Raw genomic sequence first — 19,802 nt, 5'->3', positions numbered from 1 at the left:
CATTATTTTTTAACCATGGCGTGCTACTTCCTGTTTTTTATGGGGATGGGTATTTTAAACACGATTTTTCCTGAGTTAGATTTCGACCGTTATCAGCAGACAGAAATCTATGAGATGATGACCAACAATCCATTGGTATTTTTTATCCTGGCAGTAATCATCGCACCAATAATAGAAGAATGCCTTTTTAGAAGTCTCATCAAACCTTCGCAAAATGAAATCCTCGTCTTTATTTGTTCGTGGATTTTATTTATAAGCCTTCCTTTTATTCCTGCCAAAGCAAATTTGATTTTAAAATACAGTTTACTTCTATTAAGCGTTTTTATCATCTTCCTATTTCTGAAATCGATCATTCCGGAAAAGAAGATGAAAAAAATGCAATATTATCTTCATAAGTATTACCGGTTAATCTGGATGCTATCAGCCTTAATTTTTGGCTATGTGCATGTATGGAATTACGTTTCAGGATTCGAGTTTAACTTTATCCTCTTCATCCTTATTTTCCCCAGAATCATCGCCGGATATTTTTTTGGAAGGTTAAAGGTGCAAAATCAGCAATTATACTGGCCTATATTGCTTCATGCTATGAATAACGGAATCGTAGTACTTTTGTCTTCTAAAGCTGATGAAATTACCAATTTGTTTATTTAACAAAGACTTAGAAATCTTCATTATTCAATTTTGTAAATTAAGGAAACAAAAAATTGAATGATGAAAGCAGTACAAGTAAAAGAAAAAGGTGGTGAATTTGAATATGTTGATGTCGACAAGCCTTCACCAAAGGAAAACGAAGTTTTAATTAAAATTGAAGCCTGCGGTATTTGTCATAGCGATGCCATTACCAAAGAAGGTATGATGCCCATCGAATATCCAAGAATACCGGGACACGAAGTTGTAGGTATCATAGAAAAGGTGGGAGAACGTGTTACACAATGGAAAGAAGGACAACGTGTAGGTGTTGGTTGGCATGGTGGTCATTGTTTTGAATGCGAACCCTGTCGACGTGGTGATTTTATCAATTGCCAGAATGCAAAAATTAGTGGTATTTCTTATGATGGCGGCTATGCCGAATTTATGACGGCACCACAGGAAGCGATTGCCAGTATTCCGGATGAATTATCTTCAGCCGAGGCTGCTCCTTTACTTTGTGCCGGGATTACAGTCTTTAATGCCTTACGAAATTCTGGAATTAAACCCGGTAATGTAGTGGCTATCCAGGGAATTGGTGGTTTGGGGCATTTAGCCATTCAATATGCTGCAAAAATGGGAATGCGTACCGTAGCTATTTCCACCAGTGACGATAAAAAATCCTTAGCATCAAACCTTGGGGCGCATCATTTTATAAATGCAAAAGAACAGGATACCGTAGATGAATTACAAAAATTAGGTGGCGCATCTTTAATTCTTGCAACAGCACCTAATAGTAAAGCAATTAGTAGTGTAGTTGATGGACTGGGACCAAATGGCAAACTCCTTGTTGTTGGTGCTACGGGAGATCCGCTATCGGTTTCTCCATTTCAATTAATCATGGGTAAAAATGCCGTTGCAGGTTGGGCTAGCGGAACAGCTATGGATAGTGAAGATACTTTAAAATTTAGCGCTTTAAGCGGTACGAAACCAATGATCGAAGAATATCCACTTACTGATGTTAAGAAAGCTTATCAGAAAATGATGGATAATGAAGCTCGATTTAGAGTGGTTTTAAAACCATAGAGAAAAACAATTTTTGAAGTACCATCAAAAGCCATCGCTTAATTGATGGCTTTTTTATTCACATTTTTCTTTTCTACGTGTATCAATAATATAAATTATTTGCCATTTACCGTTGATCTTCACCAACTGAAAAGAATTTACACCGCAATGACTTAAACTATCGTTAAAATAAAATTTATATGGTGTCCATACATTCGCCATACTTCCATCAATCGAAATTTGATAATCCAATAGCTCTTCTTTAAAACTAATATCTTTGGGAATACTTGAAATTGACTTCAAAAAATCTGAAAATGAAATTTCATTGACTACCGTTGCTCCTTTTTGGTTCTCCCCTATTGATTGGATAATTACCTTTTCTGAAACATTTTTTTTCATCGTAACAGAATCCTGGTTATGAAAAGATTCAAAAAAAGAATCGATTGTGTTTTTCACCTTTTCCTTTTCATTCTGCGCAGTTACAACATTAAAAGCCAGAAGAATAATTACTAATGGAATCTGTTTCATTTAAAACAAAGTTAAGTTTATCAAGCTTTACCAAACTTACTATATAATTTTTCTAAATTTAGAACAATCTAGAAAATCTACTTAATGAAAATTGCTATATATCTATTCCTTTCGTTGATATATTTCTTTGGAAATTTACTTTTTGCTCAGCAAAATACAAGTAAAGAACATAAAATAGTTGGTTATGTTTTTGGTGATCTGATGGAGAAAGCTGAAAATCCTGTTCAGGCTGAAAAACTAACGCACTTAAACTTTGCATTCGCTAAAATTGAAAACGGAAAAATAAGTATTACTAATGAAGATGATCCTAAACATTTTAAAACTTTAAATAAATTAAAATCTATAAACCCATCCTTAAAACTCCTAATTTCGGTTGGTGGTTGGACCAATACAGCAAGTTTTCCTTCGATAGCCAGTAGTGATAGTACCAGAACACGATTTGCTAATAGTACACTTCGATTTTTAAAAAAATATAAATTAGATGGAATCGATTTAGACTGGGAGGCACATAAAAACAATGGAAGCACTCCATTCTTCCCCGAATACAAAGAAAACTTCACATTATTATTGGCCGAGATTCGACAAAAATTAGACTCGTTTTCAGCAAAAACGAACAATCAATATTTATTAACGGTGGCTACTCCTCCTAACCCAACTTATTTAAAAAATGTCGAAATCGATCAAATTGCAAAAATTGCAGATTTTGTAAATATTATGTGTTATGATTTCCATGATGATTGGAATACCTCAACCTGCCATCATACCAATTTACTGATTTCGCTAGCAGAGCCTAAAAATCAAAAACAAAGTACCGCACTTGTTGTTAAAAACTATATCGAATCTGGTGCCGACCCAAAAAAATTAGTTATTGGTGCCGCCTTTTATGGTCGTGGCTGGAAAAAAGTAACTCCTGTAAATAATGGATTATACCAACCAGCAAAAGGCCAGTCATTTGCCTTAAATTATACCGCTCTAAAAGATAGTTTACGTTCCGGTAAATATCATCGTTACTGGGATGAGGAAGCAAAAGCACCTTATTTATGGAATGCTAAAGACAAAATTTTTATAAGTTATGATGATCCAGTTTCTTTAGAAAAGAAAGCGGAATTCATAAAAAAAGAAAACCTGGGTGGCGCAATGTTTTGGCAATATCACGCAGATGATGGTGAACTTTTAGAAAGTCTTTACCGGAATTTAAAAAATGGAAATTAAGAAGAGTAAATGCAATTCCTGGACATTTATTTCAGGATCTATTTTTGTACCGCTTTGGTTACATTCTTTGTCGCATGCAATACGTATATGCCACCGAGTTCTAATCATGCAGGTATAATTCCTTATGTATTCCCCTGGATCTTAATACTTGCAGGGTTTTTCCTTTTTGCCATCAGTAAGATTTTTCTGAAAAAATGGAATTGGCTCATCACGTTAATTACAGTTTTATATACACTGTATTTTTCTTTAAATTTCTATTTTAAGAATAGTATTTAAAACTTTGACTTTCCAAATTCTTGACAATATCTTAATTAATCTATTAGTAAAACCCTATTTTTACACATATAAAAATTTAGATTAATGTCTGTTGCTAAAAAAGAATATAAAAGAATTACGGTTAAGTCTTTAGTCGATATGAAAAAGCGTGGAGAGAAAATCTCTATGTTAACCGCCTATGATTATTCAATGGCAAAAATTATGGATGGTGCCGGGATCGATGTGATCCTGGTAGGAGATTCTGCCAGTAATGTTATGGCAGGATACGAAACTACCTTGCCCATGACTCTGGACCATATGATTTACCATGCTACAAGTGTGGTAAACGCTATTAGCCGTTCCTTAGTCGTTGTAGATCTTCCTTTTGGCTCTTATCAAAGTGATCCAAAAGAGGCGTTACGATCTTCGATAAGAATTATGAAAGAAAGTGGTGCTCATGCCATAAAGCTTGAAGGAGGTAAAGAAATTAAAGAGTCTATTAAAAGAATCTTGCATGCGGGGATTCCGGTAATGGGGCATTTGGGATTAACTCCACAATCTATTTACAAATTTGGAACCTACACCGTTCGGGCCAAAGATGAAGAAGAAGCAGAAAAGCTTAAATCTGATGCTAAACTTTTGGAAAGATTAGGATGTTTTGCGGTAGTTCTAGAAAAAGTACCTGCAAAATTAGCTAAAGAAGTTGCTAAAAGCGTGAGTATTCCTGTTATCGGTATTGGTGCTGGTAACGGTTGTGACGGCCAAGTTTTGGTAGTACATGATATGTTAGGAATGACCAAAGAATTTCATCCACGATTTTTACGCAGGTATTTAGATCTCCATACTGAAATGACAGGGGCTTTTCAGCGTTATGCTGAAGATGTAAAAAGTGGTGATTTCCCGTCTGAAGACGAACAATACTAAGCTTTTGCCAGATGAATACTGCGGAAAAAATTATCGCCGGGCTAAATTTACAACCTCATCCAGAGGGTGGTTACTTTAAAGAAGTTTATCGAAGTTCAGATATCCTAGAGGCTGATGCTTTGCCTGAAGCTTTTAAAACCGAACGAAATTATTCTACCAGTATTTACTTTTTACTGACTTCCGATAATTTTTCGGCATTTCATAAAATAAATCAAGAAGAGGTTTGGCATTTTTATGATGGCTCTCCTCTTCTTTTATATATCATTTCTCCTTCGGGGGAACTTACAGAAATAAAAATAGGGCGAGATTTGGAAAACGGTGAAGTTCCACAATATGTGGTTCCAAGAAATTACTGGTTTGCTGCAAAAGCTATACAACAAAACGCATTCTCTTTTGTAGGTTGTACGGTTGCACCGGGATTTGATTTTAGTGATTTTACGCTAGCTAAACAGGAATTTTTAATTAAAAAATATCCGCAACATAAGAAGATTATTGAGGAATTCACCCGATGATCTGATGCAAATTACTATTCTAAGAAATTAGTTATTTTACCATTAAGTTTTAAATTCAATTTTGGCAGATAAGTTACTTTCCAATAAAAACAACCTACAGGTATTACACGAAGACAATCATATCATCATTGTCAATAAACGTGTTGGCGACATAGTACAAGGCGATAAAACCGGTGACAAACCGCTTAATGAAGTAGTTAAAGCCTATTTAAAAGAAAAGCACAACAAACCGGGTAATGTATATTTGGGCGTGGTACACCGTCTTGACCGGCCAACCAGCGGTATTGTTTTATTTTCGAAAACTTCAAAAGCGCTACCCAGGCTTAATAAATTATTTCAGCAAAAAGATGCTAAAAAGACCTATTGGGCCGTGGTCAAAAACAGGCCGCCAAAAGATCAGGATATATTGGTGCATTATCTAAAGCGCAACCCCAAACAAAACAAGTCTTTTGCCCATAAAAACGAAGTGCCTGATAGTAAAAAAGCAATTCTGGAATATCGTATTTTAAAAGAATTAGACAATTATTTTTTACTGGAAGTCGATTTAAAAACGGGAAGACATCACCAGATCCGTAGTCAGCTTTCGGCCATCGGATGCCCTATAAAAGGTGATTTAAAATACGGCTTTGATCGTAGTAATAAAGATGCTGGCATTCATCTGCACGCCAGAAAACTAGAGTTTATTCATCCGGTAAAAAGGGAACCGATAATAGTAATTGCCGAAGTTCCAGACGAATCTTTGTGGCAGGCTTGTAAAATTCAAAGTTAAAAGTTAAAAGTTAAAAGTTGAAAGTTGAAAGTTGAAGTTGAAGTTTTACACTTTACAAAACGAAGAACCTACTACAGATAACAAATTCTATTACAATCCAAAATTTTTCAACAATATAGAATAAAAAAGTCTATTGTTCTATGAGCTATTGTCTTGATTCCTGATTCCAAAAGCATAGTGGTCTATTTTCTTTATTTCAAGATTCTAATTCCACATCAACTTTCCCTTACTTTACAAAAGCAAGGATGAAAAGCCATTTAAGGCTTTCTAATATTTCATTTTTTTTAAAATCTTCAACCATGCCATTAAATATTTCCCAAAGCTTGGATGAAGATTTTTTGATCCCCTCTGCTTAGCGTAATTTGAATAAAAATTACGATCTGATAGACAAATGCGAAAAAACAATTTTACTAAAATTAATAATTACGGTTTTATAGGAAACCTGCAAACTACTGCTTTAGTCTCCAAACAAGGGGATATCGATTTTATGTGCTTTCCCAATTTTGATTCACCTACGGTTTTTGCGACCATACTGGATGAAGACAAAGGTGGCTGTTTTTCTATTGAGCCATTAATTGAAAATTTAGAATATAATCAGTTTTACATCACTGATACCGCCAATCTTATCACCCGGTTTTCGTCCAAAGACGGCATGGGCGAAATTTGTGATACCATGGTGATCGATGAAAAGGACCACAAGTTTAAATTGCTTAGAAAAATAACCACTACCTACGGCAATGTTTCTTATCGCGTAAAATGCAAACCACGATTTAATCATGCTGAGAAAAGGCATTCGGCTTCTCAAAAAGAAAATGAAATTACTTTTTGTAAAGATGATAAAAGCATTCTTTGTTTAAATAGCTGCCAGGATTTGCATATCGCTATGGACGATGGTTTTTCTGAATTTACCTTATCCGAAAGAGAGTCGGCTTATTTCATTCTAACCGATTTCCATTTGTCTGAAGAACAACAACAAAACATGTCTGACTTTGGAGAAAAATATTATGAAGAAAGTAATGAATATTGGAGAAAATGGGTAAGTCAATGCACGTACAAAGGTCGCTGGATAGAAACAGTTATAAGATCGGCCATTACTTTAAAGCTCCTAACTTCTCATAAAGAAGGAAGTATTATCGCGGCACCCACATTTGCTTTGCCAGAAAAAATTGGGGGTGAAAGAAACTGGGATTATCGATATACCTGGATAAGGGATGCCGCTTTTGCTATGTATGCTTTTTTAAAACTCGGTTTTAAAGAAGAAGCAACTTCATTTTTTAAATGGGTAGAGAAGTATTGTTTTAAGGATAAAATGGATTTAGTATATACTTATGATGGAAAAACACCACCAGATGAGCGTACACTAGATCATTTTAACGGGTATAAAAACAGTAAACCGGTTCGGGTGGGCAACGAAGCTAAAAATCAAACCCAACTTGATATTTATGGCGAACTTATCGATGCCGTCTACGTTTATTATTTGCACGACGGTCCAATCAAAAAAGACTTCTGGAAAAATATAAAACATCATATAGAATATGTTTGTGAACATTGGAAAGATAAAGACCGCGGAATTTGGGAAATTAGAGGGGATAAAAAAGAATTTCTACATTCCAGATTAACCTGTTGGGTGGCGTTGGATCGCGGAATTAAAATTGCAGAAGGTAATAATCTCGAGTTTCCTCGAAAGAAATGGGAAGAAGTAAGAGAACAAATTAAGAATAGTATCTACACCGACTTTTGGAACGAAGAAAAACAGGCATTTGTTCAACATAAAGATACAGATGAACTGGATGCTTCGGTATTATTAATGCCAATTCTTCACTTTATTGATAAACACGACGAGAAGTGGAAAAAAACCTTGCAAGCGGTAGAGCGAGAATTAAAATACGATGTGCTTATATACCGTTATCGTGCTGCCGAAACCGAGACTGACGGACTAGAAGGCGAAGAAGGAACCTTTACCATGTGTTCTTTTTGGTATATCGAATGTTTGGCACTGGGTGACCGCATTGAAGAAGCTGCTGAAAATTTTGCCAGGATTTTAGGCTATGGTAATTCACTACGATTATTTAGTGAACAAATAAGTAAAAGCGGGGAACAGGTTGGTAACTTTCCGCAAGCCTTAACGCATTTGGCACTCATCAATGCCTGTTTGGAACTCAATAAAAAAATGGATAAAAAAAAGAATAATTAACTATGTAAATTAGCTACTTTTTAAAACTTCTATAAATTTCTGTAAAAACAGCAGCGGCAATTAATACTCCGCCAATCATGGTGTTTGCTGACGGAATTTCATTCAAAATAAAATAACCTAATACAATACCATAAATAGGCTGGGCACTGCTTATAATACTGGCGGTAGTGGCAGAAAAATATTTAAAACTGCTCACTAAAAGGGTGTGCCCAACCGAAGTAGTAAATAATCCCAATATTAAAACAGGTGCTATTTGCGATGGAATAACCGATAAATCAAAGAAAAACAAAACCGGAATCAATAACCCGCTAACTACAAACATCTGGTACAACATAAGAACCGAACCATTGTAAGTTGAGGCTTGCTGTTTCATTAAAATATTCCGAAGTGAATATAAAAAAGCCGAACCAACACCAAAACAAACTGCAATGGTTTGTTGGTTATCCAAACTAAATTCTGGTACTAAAAAATAAACCCCTAATAACACCAGAACACCTAAAAGCAGATGTAGCTTATTGAAACCCGTTTTACGAATTATCGGTTCTAAAAAAGTGGTGATAACAGGATATGTATATATAGAGAGCATCCCTATAGCAACACTGGATAATTTTAGCGCCTGAAAATAGGTGAGCCAGTGCGCACACATTAGAAAACCAGCAAATAAAACTTTCAGAAGATCATTATTATTTTCAAAATTTAGCTTAAAACCTTTAAGCTTACAAAAAATAAGCAACACCCAGACAGCAATAAAAGATCTAAGAAAAATGATTAAAAAAGGACTCAAATCTATATACCTACCCAAAGTCCCAGAAGTACTAATAATTACAACCGCCAGGTTTAATTGAAAGATATGTTTTAAGTAGGCTTTTTCTTCAACCAAATTACAACATTTTAGCGTGCATAATCATTTACTTTTTCCTTAATTACATCGGCAACGGGGCGATTATCGATTTTACTTTCTAGCCACGAAATAATATCAAGATATAAAAAAGCACGACGCTCATACGGATGATCTTCGTACCGTTTTAGTGTGGCGTGAAGCTTTCGGAATTCATCTTTTATATCAAGCGGACTAACATCAGGCAGATTTCGAAGGAACTTAATCATCTCCTTTTGAACCTCGTGTAGGTCGTTCATCCTAATTAAAAATTTATAAGTAGATTTTATTAATCGCTCTAAATGATAATCCATGCCTGCTTCATAATGAGCAACCAGACTCAGTATCCTCGAAAAACACATTAAATCTTCACGCATTTCCAAAGATTTGTTTTGAATGATTTTTCCTAAATACTCGATACATTTTTTGTTATTACCATCACCAAAATAAAGCGATGCGATTTTATAATAAAACACCATAATGTGATGCTCGTCAATTTTTCCTTTAAATCGCTTGATTTTTTGATCGATCTTTTCTACCAGAGTTTCGCCACCGTGAAACTCTCCTTTCATAAACCTTAAGTTTAGTTTATTTTCATAGAGATATAGGAAAGACAGGGAGGCTATATTATCATCATCAGGAATTTTTGGGTTTTTAAGCGTATCCTCAAATCGATGTAAAACTTTTTCGAAAGTTGAAGTATGGTTCAGGTAAAATAATGATTCTAACAAGTAATGGTTGCCTTTTAAATAGAAAACAGGATGCACAGGAATTAAATGCTTGTTATCGTTAAAAAGATCGATCCATTTAGAAGAATATTTAAAAGCATTCAGGAAGTTCTGCGTAATAAAACTATACCACAAATGAGCCTGAAATAGCCATAACTTCTCCTTAAATCCCAAATCTGCAAAAGTGTATTCAGGTAAGTTTGTTTCAAAATAATTATGGATCGCTGTAGCTTCTTCTTCTGTACGAGCATACCCCATTTTTAGAAAAATGCCATATAACTGCAACGATAAATTGGATAACTTACTAGAAATCTGGTTAAGATTGGTAAGTTCTTCTGTTTGTTTTATTAAAATTTCGGCCCTGTTTTCAATACTTCTGGTGATATATTGGGATTCAATAATTTTTTCGAGCTCCAAAATCTCGTAAGCCAGGTTTTTCTCCTCGTAAGCTAAAGCAGTAGCTTTCGTTTTATCCAGGAGCTTTAAACTTTGCTTATAAAGGCCTTTTCGATATAAAATAATAGCAAAGTCTAACTGTTCCCTAATCTGAATCGGAATACTTTGATGGGCTGGGTTTAGACGTAAACTAATTAAAATCTGCTTGTACAAATGTGCCTTAATATTGGACAATTGTTGCTTGGTGATATTGGTGTTTTTAAGCAGTAATTCTTCATCATACCTTTTTTGCTTGCTTAAAACTTTAAACAGGTTGAGAAATTTACTATCTGAATTCACCCCAATTCTTCCTACATACAACGAAAATTGTCTCTTTTCGGAAGGAGAAAGTGATTTTATTAAAGAAAATAGGTTATCCGTTAAATCGTTGGTCATTGTAACAAGATACTTTTTAAATAACTGATAATCAGTTATATTATAAAAATATAACTCATTTAATTATCGTAACACTTAAACAGGTCTACTACGTGAGCAGTAGGCTTTGTTATACTTTAGTTAAAGATAAAGCAAAAAAAAACTCTTATGAGCGCAGAAAAGGTAGAAATTTTTGACACAACTTTGAGAGACGGTGAACAAGTTCCCGGATGTAAATTGAATACAGCACAAAAATTAAAAATTGCGGCAAGACTGGATGAGCTGGGGGTAGATGTAATAGAAGCCGGATTTCCTGTATCAAGTCCTGGTGATTTTCAATCTGTGACCGAAATATCAAAAATAGCAAAAAACGCTGCCGTTTGTGGACTCACCAGAGCCGTAAAAAAAGATATCGAAGTTGCTGCTGAAGCCTTAAAATATGCAAAAAAACCTCGTATTCATACAGGGATAGGAACTTCAGATTCTCATATTAAATATAAATTTAATGCTACTCCAGAGCAGATTATCGAACGTGCGGTCGAAGCTGTTGCTTACGCTAAAAACTTTGCAGACGATGTCGAATTTTACGCTGAAGATGCCGGCAGAACCGATAACGCTTTTCTTGCGCAGGTCTGCCAGGAGGTCGTCAACGCTGGGGCTACCGTTTTAAATATTCCAGACACTACAGGATATTGCCTTCCTGAAGCATATGGAAAAAAAATAAAGTACCTAAAAGATCATGTGGCGGGTATTGATAATGTAATCATTTCCTGTCATTGCCATAATGATTTAGGATTAGCTACTGCTAACGCCATTGCTGGTGTTGCCAATGGTGCACGACAAATTGAGTGTACCATCAATGGCATTGGTGAACGTGCCGGAAATACTGCATTAGAAGAAGTAGTAATGATCCTTCGCCAACACCCTACTTTAAACTTAAATACAGACATTAACCCAAAATTACTATTTGAATTAAGTAAAATGGTTTCTAAAGAAATGGGGATGTTTGTTCAGCCAAATAAAGCAATTGTAGGAGCAAATGCTTTTGCTCATAGCTCTGGGATCCACCAGGACGGGGTTATTAAAAACCGTGAAACTTACGAAATTATTGATCCTGCTGATGTTGGCGTAACAGAATCTGCTATTGTTCTAACTGCCCGCAGCGGTCGTGCCGCTTTAGCTTACAAAGCCAAAAAAGTAGGTTATAATCTTACAAAATTAGAACTGGATGCTGTTTATACCGAATTTCTTAATTATGCAGATATGAAAAAAGAGGTATTAGACGAAGATATCCATGAAATCATGGCCATTTCTAAAAAGAAAATTAAAGCAATCGCGTAAAGACGTCATATTAAGTTTTATAAAACTTATCATAACACAGCCCTCGTGCTGTGTTTAAAAATTTAAAGAAATGAAGAAAACCCTTTTTGATAAAATTTGGGATGCCCATGTGGTAGAGTCGATTCCTGATGGTCCAGACATTCTATATATCGATCAGCACTTAATTCATGAAGTTACGAGTCCACAAGCTTTTAACGAATTAAAAGAGCGGGAAATTCCTGTTTTTCGGCCTAATAAAATCGTGGCCACCGCAGATCACAACACGCCAACTGAAAATCAGCATTTACCGGTTAAGGATTTGCTATCCAGAAAACAATTAAAAGAACTTTCACAGAACTGTGAAGAAAACAATATTACACTTTATGGTTTGGGACATCCTTACAACGGGATTGTTCACGTAATGGCGCCAGAACTGGGGATCACACAACCCGGTAAAACCATGGTTTGTGGGGATAGTCACACTTCTACCCATGGAGCTTTTGGTGCAATTGCTTTTGGGATAGGTACCAGCCAGGTAACTCAGGTTTTCGCTTCACAATGCTTATTGGTAGAAAAACCTAAAAGGCTGCGTGTAAACGTAAACGGAGATCTGAGAAAAGGAGTTACTCCAAAAGATGTTATTCTTTACGTGATTAGTAAACTGGGGACAAACTCTGGAACGGGCTATTTTTGCGAATATGCCGGTGATGTTTTTGAAAATATGTCGATGGAAGGTCGCATGACCGTTTGTAACATGAGTATTGAAATGGGAGCTCGTGGCGGACTAATTGCACCAGATCAAACTACTTATGATTATGTTGAAGGAAGGGAGTTTGCGCCCAAAGGAGAAGAATTTGATAAGTTAAAAGCGTATTGGGAAACTTTAAAAACCGATGAAGGTGCCGAATTTGATCAGGAATATTCTTTTGATGCAGAAGATATCGAGCCAATGATCACCTACGGTACCAATCCTGGTATGGGAATTAAAATTACCGGAGCTATCCCAGTTGAAGGAGGTAAAAGTGATGCTAAAGCTTTAAGCTATATGGGCTTTAAACCTGGAGAAAGTTTAATCGACAAACCTATTAATTATATCTTCATTGGCAGTTGTACAAATAGTCGTATCGAGGATTTCAGAATGGCAGCGAGCTATATCAAAGGAAAGAAAAAAGCAGAAAATGTAAATGCATTAATCGTTCCCGGAAGTAGACAGGTAGCCGCTCAAATTCAGGAAGAAGGTCTCGATAAAGTTTTTGAAGAAGCAGGCTTTAGATTAAGACAACCCGGGTGCTCAGCCTGCCTGGCAATGAACGATGATAAAATTCCAGAAGGCGAATATTGTGTCTCTACCAGTAACAGAAATTTTGAGGGTAGGCAAGGACAAGGTTCAAGAACAATTTTAGCGAGCCCACTTACTGCTGCAGCAACCGCCGTGGCCGGAAAAATAACCGACTTTACAAAAAGCTTGAATTAATGGAAAAATTCACCACACTACAAGATACAGCCGTCCCGTTAGAGGTCGAAAATATAGATACAGATCAAATCATCCCTGCACGTTTCCTTAAGGCAACAGATAAAGCAGGTTTTGGTGAAAATCTTTTTAAAGACTGGCGTTTTGACAAAGATGGAAAACCTGTAGAGGATTTCTCACTAAACCAGGATCAATACTCAGGACAAATTTTAATAGCAGGAAACAACTTTGGTTGCGGTTCAAGTAGAGAGCATGCTGCATGGGCATTAAAAGCCTATGGTTTTAAAGTAGTTGTTTCCAGTTATTTTGCAGATATCTTTAAAGGTAATGCACTAAATAATGGTTTATTACCGGTTCAGGTTTCTCCTGAGTTTTTGGACGAACTCTTCCTTGCCATTAAAAAAGATAATAAAGAAAGCTTTAAAGTTGATCTCGAAAATCAAAAAATTCAAATTATAAGCAGCGGTAAATCCGAAAATTTTGCTATAGATGCTTACAAAAAGACCTGTTTAATTAATGGTTTTGATGATATTGACTTTTTAGTGAGTAAATTGGATGCCATCAAGAAATTTGAAGAAAAACAAACGCAAATGCGTGAAGCTGCGATTCAGGAATAGGAACTGGATCTAAAAACTTTTATAGCACAACATATGAAACTAAAAATAGCCGTATTAGCCGGAGATGGAATTGGACCGGAAATTACACAGCAATCCATAAAAATACTTAAAGCTATTGGCGATCGTTTTGATCACGAATTTGAATTCGAAGAGGCGATTGTTGGTGCCGCTGCAATAGATTTACTGGATAATCCATTACCTGAAGCAACTTTAGACCTTTGTAAAAAATCTGATGCTGTACTATTTGGTGCCATAGGTCATCCCAAATATGATAATAACCCGGATGCTAAAGTGAGACCAGAACAGGGATTATTGAAATTAAGGAAAGAATTAGGTCTTTATGCCAATATCCGTCCTGTAACTACTTATCCTAAACTTATCGATCAGTCTCCGCTTAGACCGGAAAGAATTCAGGGTGCAGATTTAACGATTTTTAGAGAGTTAACAGGAGGAATTTATTTTGGTGAAAAAAGCCAGAGTGAAGATGGACAAAGCGCTACCGATGTGTGTACCTATTCTGTAGTAGAGATCGAAAGAATGGCGCACTTAGCTTTTAAAGCTGCCCAACAACGACGTAAAAAATTAACCCTGGTAGACAAAGCCAATGTTTTGGAAACTTCCCGTCTTTGGAGAAAAACCGTAAAGAAAATTGCTGAAGAATATCAGGACGTAGAATTAGATTTCTTATTCGTAGATAATGCAGCTATGCAAATGATCTTGAATCCTAAGCAATTTGATGTAATTCTTACTGAAAATATGTTTGGTGATATCATTTCTGATGAAGCCAGTGTAATTGGAGGAAGTATTGGTTTATTAGCTTCAGCTTCTGTTGGTGGCGATAATGCAATGTTTGAGCCCATTCACGGGTCTTATCCCCAAGCTACGGGTAAAGGAATTGCCAATCCTGTAGCATCGATCCTCTCTGCAGCAATGCTACTGGATCATTTTGGTCTTATTGAAGAAGGCCATGTCATAAGAAAAGCAGTGGCCACCAGTATCAAACTAAATGTATGTACTGAAGATATTAATAAAGATAATCCTTACAGTACTGAAAAAGTTGGAGATTTCTTGGAAGGCCTAATTAGCGAGTCTGAAAATAATATCAATGACGAAAATCTTAATTTTGGTCAAATGACCATCATCTGATTTCACGTTTGTAATCTTAGTTAGATTAAAAAGGGGTGTAGACATAGTCCCCTAAAATTGTGTAAGTTTGTATAGAGAAAGGGTTAGATTTATTAAAGTCTAGCCCTTTTTTAATACATAATCATCTATAAATTAGACCACAGTTAAAAAGAGAGCGTTTTTTTAAAAGCATAAAAAAAGCTATCCATTTTGGATAGCTTCTATTGTTTTATTAAAAAATGCTCTTAGAACATTTCTCTTCCTGCAAAGTGAAAAGCACCTTCGATAGCAGCATTTTCATCGCTATCACTACCGTGTACTGCGTTCTCTCCTACAGAAGAAGCATATTTTTTTCTAATAGTTCCTTCAGCAGCATCTTCAGGGTTTGTTGCACCAATCAAAGTTCTAAAATCTTCAACTGCATTTTCTTTTTCTAAGATTGCAGCAACAATTGGACCTCGAGTCATAAATTCTACCAATTCTCCGAAGAACGGACGCTCTTTATGAACCGCGTAAAAAGTCTCGGCATCAGCTGTTGTCATTTGCGTTAACTTCATGGCTACGATTCTAAAACCTGAAGCATTGATCTGATCTAAAATTGCACCAATATGCCCCTTTTCTACAGCATCAGGCTTAATCATGGTGAAAGTTCTGTTTCCTGCCATTTCGTGTTTTTTAAATTTTCAGCAAAAATAACCAATTCTCTTCCAAATACAAGGTTATTAAAACTTTATATCAATTTTCTAAAATTTCACGCTGGTTTCTTGCAAAAGCGCATTTTCTATGCCTCTCATTTGCATATTAACTTCCTCATTTTCAAAATCAAAATTCAAAACACCAAAACTTAGCTGAAAGATCACCTCACCTTCTCGATACATATTAGCTTCCCCACTAAAACTCTCATAAACATGCGTCATTCCACTAGAAGTAAAATCATATAATGGCGCCTTCAAACCTTCGATATCCATTTTTGAAAATTCTGAAATATGACGATCTCCACTAATTATAATAGGTTTTTTAATTCCTGAACTCGCAATCAGATCTAACAAATGCTCACGTTCTTCTGGGAAATTCGCCCATTTCTCAAAACGATGCTGCATGCTAAGCACCTGTATACTACTCATTATAATATGATAATCTGCCGTGCTATTATTTAGTTCCTTCTCTAACCACTTCCACTGCGCATCTCCCAAAATGCTACCTCCCCTACTCTCATTAATTGGATCTCTAAAATACCGGGTATCCAATAATATAACTTTTATCGTATTTCCATCAGCAATTAAATCTTGCGCATAATAGACACCTTCACGAGCACGACGTACATCGTCCTGTGGTACATTCATAAAATCAAGAAATAATTGCTGACTTTCGGCTTTCTTCTCCCATTCTTTCCCTGCATTATTTTTTCCAAAATCATGATCGTCCCATGTACCTAACATCACAGCAGTATTTACCAATTTTTGATAGGCCTCAACATTTTGCTGAAAATCGTACATTGCTTTCATTTTTTCCATATCTGGCGTATCGGCGTAAATATTATCACCACCCCATATAAAAGCATCGGGTTCATTATCCAGTATAGGCTCCCATAATGGTTGGGGATTATCCTGATCATTACAACTACCAAAAACAATGGTAAAGTCATAATCTTTTTTAGGTATTTCCTGTCGTTCTTTATGTGTTATACCAGAAGTAGAATTACAGCCAACCAAAAATAAAATCAATGAAAATCGTAAAATTTTAATCATTTTTGTTGTTTTGTTTTCCATAAAAATAAACATTAACAAAAAACTCTTTAAATGGAAACTTAGGCTTAACGTAATGATAAAATATCACTTGTTAAACTTTTTACCTCCTTAGGTTCTACAAGCGGTACTGAATCTAATCGAATTTGATGATTTTGGAACAAGGCTGCGACGTAAGAATAGGAAAACATTTTATAAATTCGAATCAAGCTTCAATGGAATTAAAGCCTGAATGAGGCATTAAATTGTATCTTTACACTCTTATGATAGAGCAATATATTTTAGAAATAACGGCCGAATTATCCAAAGCGAACAATATAGTAATTGTTCCTCACAAAGGCCCAGACGGCGATGCGATGGGAAGCACGTTGGCTTTGATGCATTTCCTAAAGGATAAAGGACATAATGCCAATGTTATCGCTCCTAATGAATACCCTAATTTCCTGAAATGGTTACCTGGTAACGACCAGGTGATTATATATGAAGAAAGTAAAAAACTGGCCGACGACATTATTGAAAAAGCAGAGATTATTTTTACTTTAGATTTCAATGATCTATCTCGTTGTGGTGATATGCAACAGGCATTAGAAGCTAGTGAAGCAACTTTTATAATGATCGATCACCACCAGGAACCGGCAAATTATGCAGACTATACGTATAGCGATACCAGCATGAGTTCTACCTGTGAGATGGTATATCATTTTATAGAACGGCTTCGTGCTAAAAACAAAATCACTCCTGAAATTGCCAGCTGTTTGTATACTGGGATTATGACCGATACCGGTTCATTCAGGTTTTCAAGCACTACACCAAACACCCACCGCGTAGTCGCAGATCTTATTGAAAAAGGTGCCGAAAATAGCAAAATTCATCAGGATGTCTTTGATACGAATTCTGAAAGTCGCTTACAATTATTAGGGAAAGCTTTGCAAAATTTAAAAGTCAACCGACAGTTTAGAACCGCTTATATTACCATTTCACAGGAAGAATTAGATGCCCATAACTTTAAAAAAGGAGACACTGAAGGTTTTGTAAATTACGGGCTCTCTTTAGATGGAATTGTTTTTGCAGCTATCTTTATTGAAAATAAACAGGAAGGAATCATTAAAATTTCATTCCGTTCTAAAGGCGATTTTTCAGTAAATACCTTTGCAAGGGCTCACTTTAATGGCGGTGGTCATAATAATGCTGCTGGCGGAAGAAGTGAAATGTCCATGAACGACACCATCGTAGAATTTAACAAACTGCTTCCTGAATATAAAGAACAACTTCAGGCATGAAAAAACTAATTTTTAGCTTATTATTTATCGCTGCATTGGTTTCCTGTAAATCTCCAGAAGCTCGCTATCCCGTAAGTCAACATTCAGGAAGTTATATCAACGAATCGGTAGCGAGAAATAAAAAGCTTTTGGCAGAAGAAGAATCTTTAATAAAAAAGATCATTGCAAACGACAGTAGTAAAAATTATATCGCCAGTAATGGCGGATTTTGGTATTTCTATAATAAAAAAGTAGCCGACTCCGTTTCTAAAACAAAACCGGAATTTGGCGATATTGTAAATTTCGATTATTATATTCAAACCTTAAATGACCAAACGATATACGGTGAAGGCGAAAAGCCAACAAAAGAATATGCTATAGATCAGGAAAACTTGTTTAGCGGTTTAAGAGATGGCTTAAAATTGATGAAAGCCGGGGAAACGGTTACTTTCTTATTCCCTTCTTACAAAGCTTTTGGATATTATGGCGATAAAGATCGAATTGGAACTAATATTCCAATAAAAACTACAGTTACTTTACATTCTATCCGGGAACAGGATTCTATAAACTAAAAAATCTTATTTATTTTTGCTTAAAATTAAAATTTATATAATGAAGAAATTTAGCCTTTTACTTTTAAGTGCTATTGTTTTGGCTTTTACAGCCTGTAAAGACGACTACCCAGATTTAGAAGACGGGATGTACGCTAAGTTTGATACCTCTATGGGGCCTTTTATAGCCGAGCTATATTATGAGCAAACCCCGATTACTGTTGCCAGCTTTGTTTCACTGGCTGAAGGAAACAGCACAATGGTAGACAGTACTTATAAAAACAAAAATTTTTATGATGGAATTATTTTTCACAGAATCATTGATGGTTTTGTAATACAAGGTGGTGATCCTACCGGTACAGGTCGTGGTGGCCCGGGTTACCGTTTCCCTGACGAAACTATCGACAGCTTAAGCCATGAATCTAAAGGTATCCTTTCTATGGCCAATGCAGGCCCAGGAACAAATGGAAGCCAGTTTTTTATTACCCTTGCTCCTACTACAAATTTAGATGGAAGACATACCGTTTTTGGAAAAGTCGTAAAAGGACAGGATGTTGTTGATGCCATAGGCAAAGTAGAAACCGACCCTAGTGATCGACCTGTAAAAGATGTAGTCATTAATTCAGTTGAAATTATTAGGAAAGGGAAATCTGCCAGAAAATTCGACGCGCCTAAGGTTTTTGAAAACGAACTTCAGAAAATTAAAGAAGCTGAAGAAGAAGAAGCCAGAAAACTTGAAGAAGCAAAAGCTGAAAATAAAGCGATGTTCGAAAAATATCAAGACGAAGCTAAAACATTAGATAGTGGATTAGGAATTTATATTCTTAAAGAAGGCGAAGGTCCAAAACCTAAAATTGGGCAAAACGTTGGTGTGGATTATGAAGGTTACTTTACCGATGGTGGTATTTTTGACACCAGCAAAGAAGAGGTAGCAAAAAAATGGGATATCTTCAATGAAATGCGAAGTATGCAGGGTGGTTATGCTCCCCTAAATATTAGTTATGGCCCAGATGCTCCTATGATCGCCGGGTTTAATGAAGGAGTTCAACAAATGAAAGTTGGTGATCAGGCCATTTTATATATCCCAAGCCATTTAGCCTATGGCGAAAGAGGTCGAGGTCCAATCGAACCGAATACCGATTTAGTTTTTATCGTAGATCTGGTAGACATTAAATAAGCTGTTAGCTGTTAGCTAGAAAAACTGCCGGTAAAA

General features: G+C 35.9%; 19 protein-coding genes. 14 read left to right on the top strand and 5 right to left on the bottom strand.

Features of this window, described 5'->3' with window-relative positions; translation table 11 throughout:
• Positions 1–15 precede the first annotated feature (15 nt).
• Together AC13DP_RS20135 and AC13DP_RS20130 are read left to right on the top strand one after the other, a co-directional pair.
• Positions 16–651, top strand: coding sequence for a CPBP family glutamic-type intramembrane protease (locus tag AC13DP_RS20135; RefSeq protein WP_148211690.1), 636 nt, complete (start codon positions 16–18; stop codon positions 649–651).
• Positions 652–708: 57 nt separating this feature from the next.
• Positions 709–1,713, top strand: coding sequence for an alcohol dehydrogenase (locus tag AC13DP_RS20130; RefSeq protein ID WP_483068365.1), 1,005 nt, complete (start codon positions 709–711; stop codon positions 1,711–1,713).
• A 54-nt stretch (positions 1,714–1,767) separates the two neighbouring features.
• Here AC13DP_RS20130 and AC13DP_RS20125 read toward each other — a convergent pair whose 3' ends face one another.
• A complete protein-coding gene (locus AC13DP_RS20125; protein ID WP_483068364.1) occupies positions 1,768–2,220 on the bottom strand; it encodes a nuclear transport factor 2 family protein in 453 nt (150 codons plus the stop codon).
• 84 nt (positions 2,221–2,304) lie between these two features.
• On the opposite strand from AC13DP_RS20125, the gene AC13DP_RS20120 reads away from it, so the two are divergent.
• The 5 genes from AC13DP_RS20120 (at position 2,305) to AC13DP_RS20100 (ending at position 8,086) form a co-directional block, all read left to right on the top strand.
• Positions 2,305–3,432, top strand: coding sequence for a glycoside hydrolase family 18 protein (locus AC13DP_RS20120; RefSeq protein ID WP_347406840.1), 1,128 nt, complete (start codon positions 2,305–2,307; stop codon positions 3,430–3,432).
• 360 nt (positions 3,433–3,792) lie between these two features.
• Positions 3,793–4,611 (top strand): 3-methyl-2-oxobutanoate hydroxymethyltransferase, encoded by an 819-nt coding sequence (gene panB, locus AC13DP_RS20115; RefSeq protein ID WP_228252214.1) that lies wholly within the window; start codon positions 3,793–3,795, stop codon positions 4,609–4,611.
• Between the two features lie 11 nt (positions 4,612–4,622).
• A complete protein-coding gene (locus AC13DP_RS20110; protein WP_347406839.1) occupies positions 4,623–5,123 on the top strand; it encodes a cupin domain-containing protein in 501 nt (166 codons plus the stop codon).
• Between the two features lie 61 nt (positions 5,124–5,184).
• Positions 5,185–5,892: an RluA family pseudouridine synthase gene (locus AC13DP_RS20105; protein WP_339810989.1), complete on the top strand. Its 708-nt coding sequence runs from the start codon at positions 5,185–5,187 to the stop codon at positions 5,890–5,892.
• 391 nt (positions 5,893–6,283) lie between these two features.
• Complete coding sequence (locus tag AC13DP_RS20100) at positions 6,284–8,086, top strand: glycoside hydrolase family 15 protein (protein WP_347406838.1); 1,803 nt, start codon at positions 6,284–6,286, stop codon at positions 8,084–8,086.
• A gap of 13 nt (positions 8,087–8,099) precedes the next feature.
• On the opposite strand, the gene AC13DP_RS20095 is transcribed toward AC13DP_RS20100, so the two are convergent.
• Both AC13DP_RS20095 and AC13DP_RS20090 read right to left on the bottom strand, forming a co-directional pair.
• The gene (locus AC13DP_RS20095) at positions 8,100–8,966 is read right to left on the bottom strand and encodes a DMT family transporter (protein ID WP_228252218.1); all 867 of its coding nucleotides are present in this window, start codon (positions 8,964–8,966) and stop codon (positions 8,100–8,102) included.
• A gap of 11 nt (positions 8,967–8,977) precedes the next feature.
• Positions 8,978–10,522 carry a hypothetical protein gene (locus AC13DP_RS20090; RefSeq protein ID WP_272957065.1) on the bottom strand — a complete coding sequence of 515 codons (1,545 nt, stop codon included), beginning with the start codon at positions 10,520–10,522 and terminating at the stop codon, positions 8,978–8,980.
• Positions 10,523–10,669: 147 nt separating this feature from the next.
• Here AC13DP_RS20090 and AC13DP_RS20085 point away from each other — a divergent pair, with 147 nt between their 5' ends.
• The 4 genes from AC13DP_RS20085 (at position 10,670) to leuB (ending at position 15,055) form a co-directional block, all read left to right on the top strand.
• On the top strand, positions 10,670–11,842 hold the full coding sequence (locus tag AC13DP_RS20085; RefSeq protein WP_347406837.1) for a 2-isopropylmalate synthase: 1,173 nt from the start codon (positions 10,670–10,672) through the stop codon (positions 11,840–11,842).
• 70 nt (positions 11,843–11,912) lie between these two features.
• Complete coding sequence (gene leuC, locus AC13DP_RS20080; protein ID WP_013071170.1) at positions 11,913–13,295, top strand: 3-isopropylmalate dehydratase large subunit; 1,383 nt, start codon at positions 11,913–11,915, stop codon at positions 13,293–13,295.
• Positions 13,295–13,909, top strand: coding sequence for a 3-isopropylmalate dehydratase small subunit (gene leuD, locus AC13DP_RS20075; RefSeq protein WP_013071169.1), 615 nt, complete (start codon positions 13,295–13,297; stop codon positions 13,907–13,909). Before leuC ends, leuD begins: the two co-directional genes overlap by 1 nt.
• 33 nt (positions 13,910–13,942) lie before the next feature.
• A complete protein-coding gene (gene leuB / locus AC13DP_RS20070; protein WP_483068363.1) occupies positions 13,943–15,055 on the top strand; it encodes a 3-isopropylmalate dehydrogenase in 1,113 nt (370 codons plus the stop codon).
• Between the two features lie 224 nt (positions 15,056–15,279).
• On the opposite strand, the gene AC13DP_RS20065 is transcribed toward leuB, so the two are convergent.
• Together AC13DP_RS20065 and AC13DP_RS20060 are read right to left on the bottom strand one after the other, a co-directional pair.
• Entirely contained in the window at positions 15,280–15,699 is a 420-nt protein-coding gene (locus AC13DP_RS20065) for a nucleoside-diphosphate kinase (protein WP_013071167.1), read from the bottom strand.
• A gap of 78 nt (positions 15,700–15,777) precedes the next feature.
• The gene (locus tag AC13DP_RS20060; protein ID WP_228252222.1) at positions 15,778–16,782 is read right to left on the bottom strand and encodes an alkaline phosphatase D family protein; all 1,005 of its coding nucleotides are present in this window, start codon (positions 16,780–16,782) and stop codon (positions 15,778–15,780) included.
• Positions 16,783–17,042: 260 nt separating this feature from the next.
• Here AC13DP_RS20060 and AC13DP_RS20055 point away from each other — a divergent pair, with 260 nt between their 5' ends.
• Genes AC13DP_RS20055 through AC13DP_RS20045 form a run of 3 tightly spaced genes read left to right on the top strand, consistent with a single transcriptional unit; the run spans position 17,043 to position 19,766 of the window.
• Positions 17,043–18,059, top strand: a complete 1,017-nt coding sequence (locus tag AC13DP_RS20055) for a DHH family phosphoesterase (RefSeq protein WP_483068362.1) — start codon at positions 17,043–17,045, stop codon at positions 18,057–18,059.
• Positions 18,056–18,610 carry a gliding motility-associated peptidyl-prolyl isomerase GldI gene (gldI, locus tag AC13DP_RS20050; RefSeq protein WP_272956948.1) on the top strand — a complete coding sequence of 185 codons (555 nt, stop codon included), beginning with the start codon at positions 18,056–18,058 and terminating at the stop codon, positions 18,608–18,610. Before AC13DP_RS20055 ends, gldI begins: the two co-directional genes overlap by 4 nt.
• 40 nt (positions 18,611–18,650) lie before the next feature.
• Positions 18,651–19,766, top strand: coding sequence for a peptidylprolyl isomerase (locus tag AC13DP_RS20045; protein ID WP_228252225.1), 1,116 nt, complete (start codon positions 18,651–18,653; stop codon positions 19,764–19,766).
• The last annotated feature ends 36 nt before the right edge of the window (positions 19,767–19,802 follow it).

It is taken from the genome of Zunongwangia sp. L-65, assembly GCF_056859415.1.
The sequence above is the reverse complement of the archived record's forward strand: the minus strand, read 5'-3'. Positions and strand labels throughout refer to the sequence as shown.

Coding starts and splice junctions, on each gene's coding strand:
- AC13DP_RS20125 (WP_483068364.1), bottom strand. CDS start 2,220: ATGAAACAGATTCCATTAGTAATTATTCTTCTGGCTTTTAATGTTGTA.
- AC13DP_RS20060 (WP_228252222.1), bottom strand. CDS start 16,782: ATGATTAAAATTTTACGATTTTCATTGATTTTATTTTTGGTTGGCTGT.
- AC13DP_RS20065 (WP_013071167.1), bottom strand. CDS start 15,699: ATGGCAGGAAACAGAACTTTCACCATGATTAAGCCTGATGCTGTAGAA.
- AC13DP_RS20045 (WP_228252225.1), top strand. CDS start 18,651: ATGAAGAAATTTAGCCTTTTACTTTTAAGTGCTATTGTTTTGGCTTTT.
- AC13DP_RS20110 (WP_347406839.1), top strand. CDS start 4,623: ATGAATACTGCGGAAAAAATTATCGCCGGGCTAAATTTACAACCTCAT.
- panB (WP_228252214.1), top strand. CDS start 3,793: ATGTCTGTTGCTAAAAAAGAATATAAAAGAATTACGGTTAAGTCTTTA.
- leuC (WP_013071170.1), top strand. CDS start 11,913: ATGAAGAAAACCCTTTTTGATAAAATTTGGGATGCCCATGTGGTAGAG.
- AC13DP_RS20085 (WP_347406837.1), top strand. CDS start 10,670: ATGAGCGCAGAAAAGGTAGAAATTTTTGACACAACTTTGAGAGACGGT.
- AC13DP_RS20135 (WP_148211690.1), top strand. CDS start 16: ATGGCGTGCTACTTCCTGTTTTTTATGGGGATGGGTATTTTAAACACG.
- AC13DP_RS20100 (WP_347406838.1), top strand. CDS start 6,284: ATGCGAAAAAACAATTTTACTAAAATTAATAATTACGGTTTTATAGGA.
- AC13DP_RS20055 (WP_483068362.1), top strand. CDS start 17,043: ATGATAGAGCAATATATTTTAGAAATAACGGCCGAATTATCCAAAGCG.
- leuB (WP_483068363.1), top strand. CDS start 13,943: ATGAAACTAAAAATAGCCGTATTAGCCGGAGATGGAATTGGACCGGAA.
- leuD (WP_013071169.1), top strand. CDS start 13,295: ATGGAAAAATTCACCACACTACAAGATACAGCCGTCCCGTTAGAGGTC.
- AC13DP_RS20090 (WP_272957065.1), bottom strand. CDS start 10,522: ATGACCAACGATTTAACGGATAACCTATTTTCTTTAATAAAATCACTT.
- AC13DP_RS20130 (WP_483068365.1), top strand. CDS start 709: ATGATGAAAGCAGTACAAGTAAAAGAAAAAGGTGGTGAATTTGAATAT.
- gldI (WP_272956948.1), top strand. CDS start 18,056: ATGAAAAAACTAATTTTTAGCTTATTATTTATCGCTGCATTGGTTTCC.
- AC13DP_RS20120 (WP_347406840.1), top strand. CDS start 2,305: ATGAAAATTGCTATATATCTATTCCTTTCGTTGATATATTTCTTTGGA.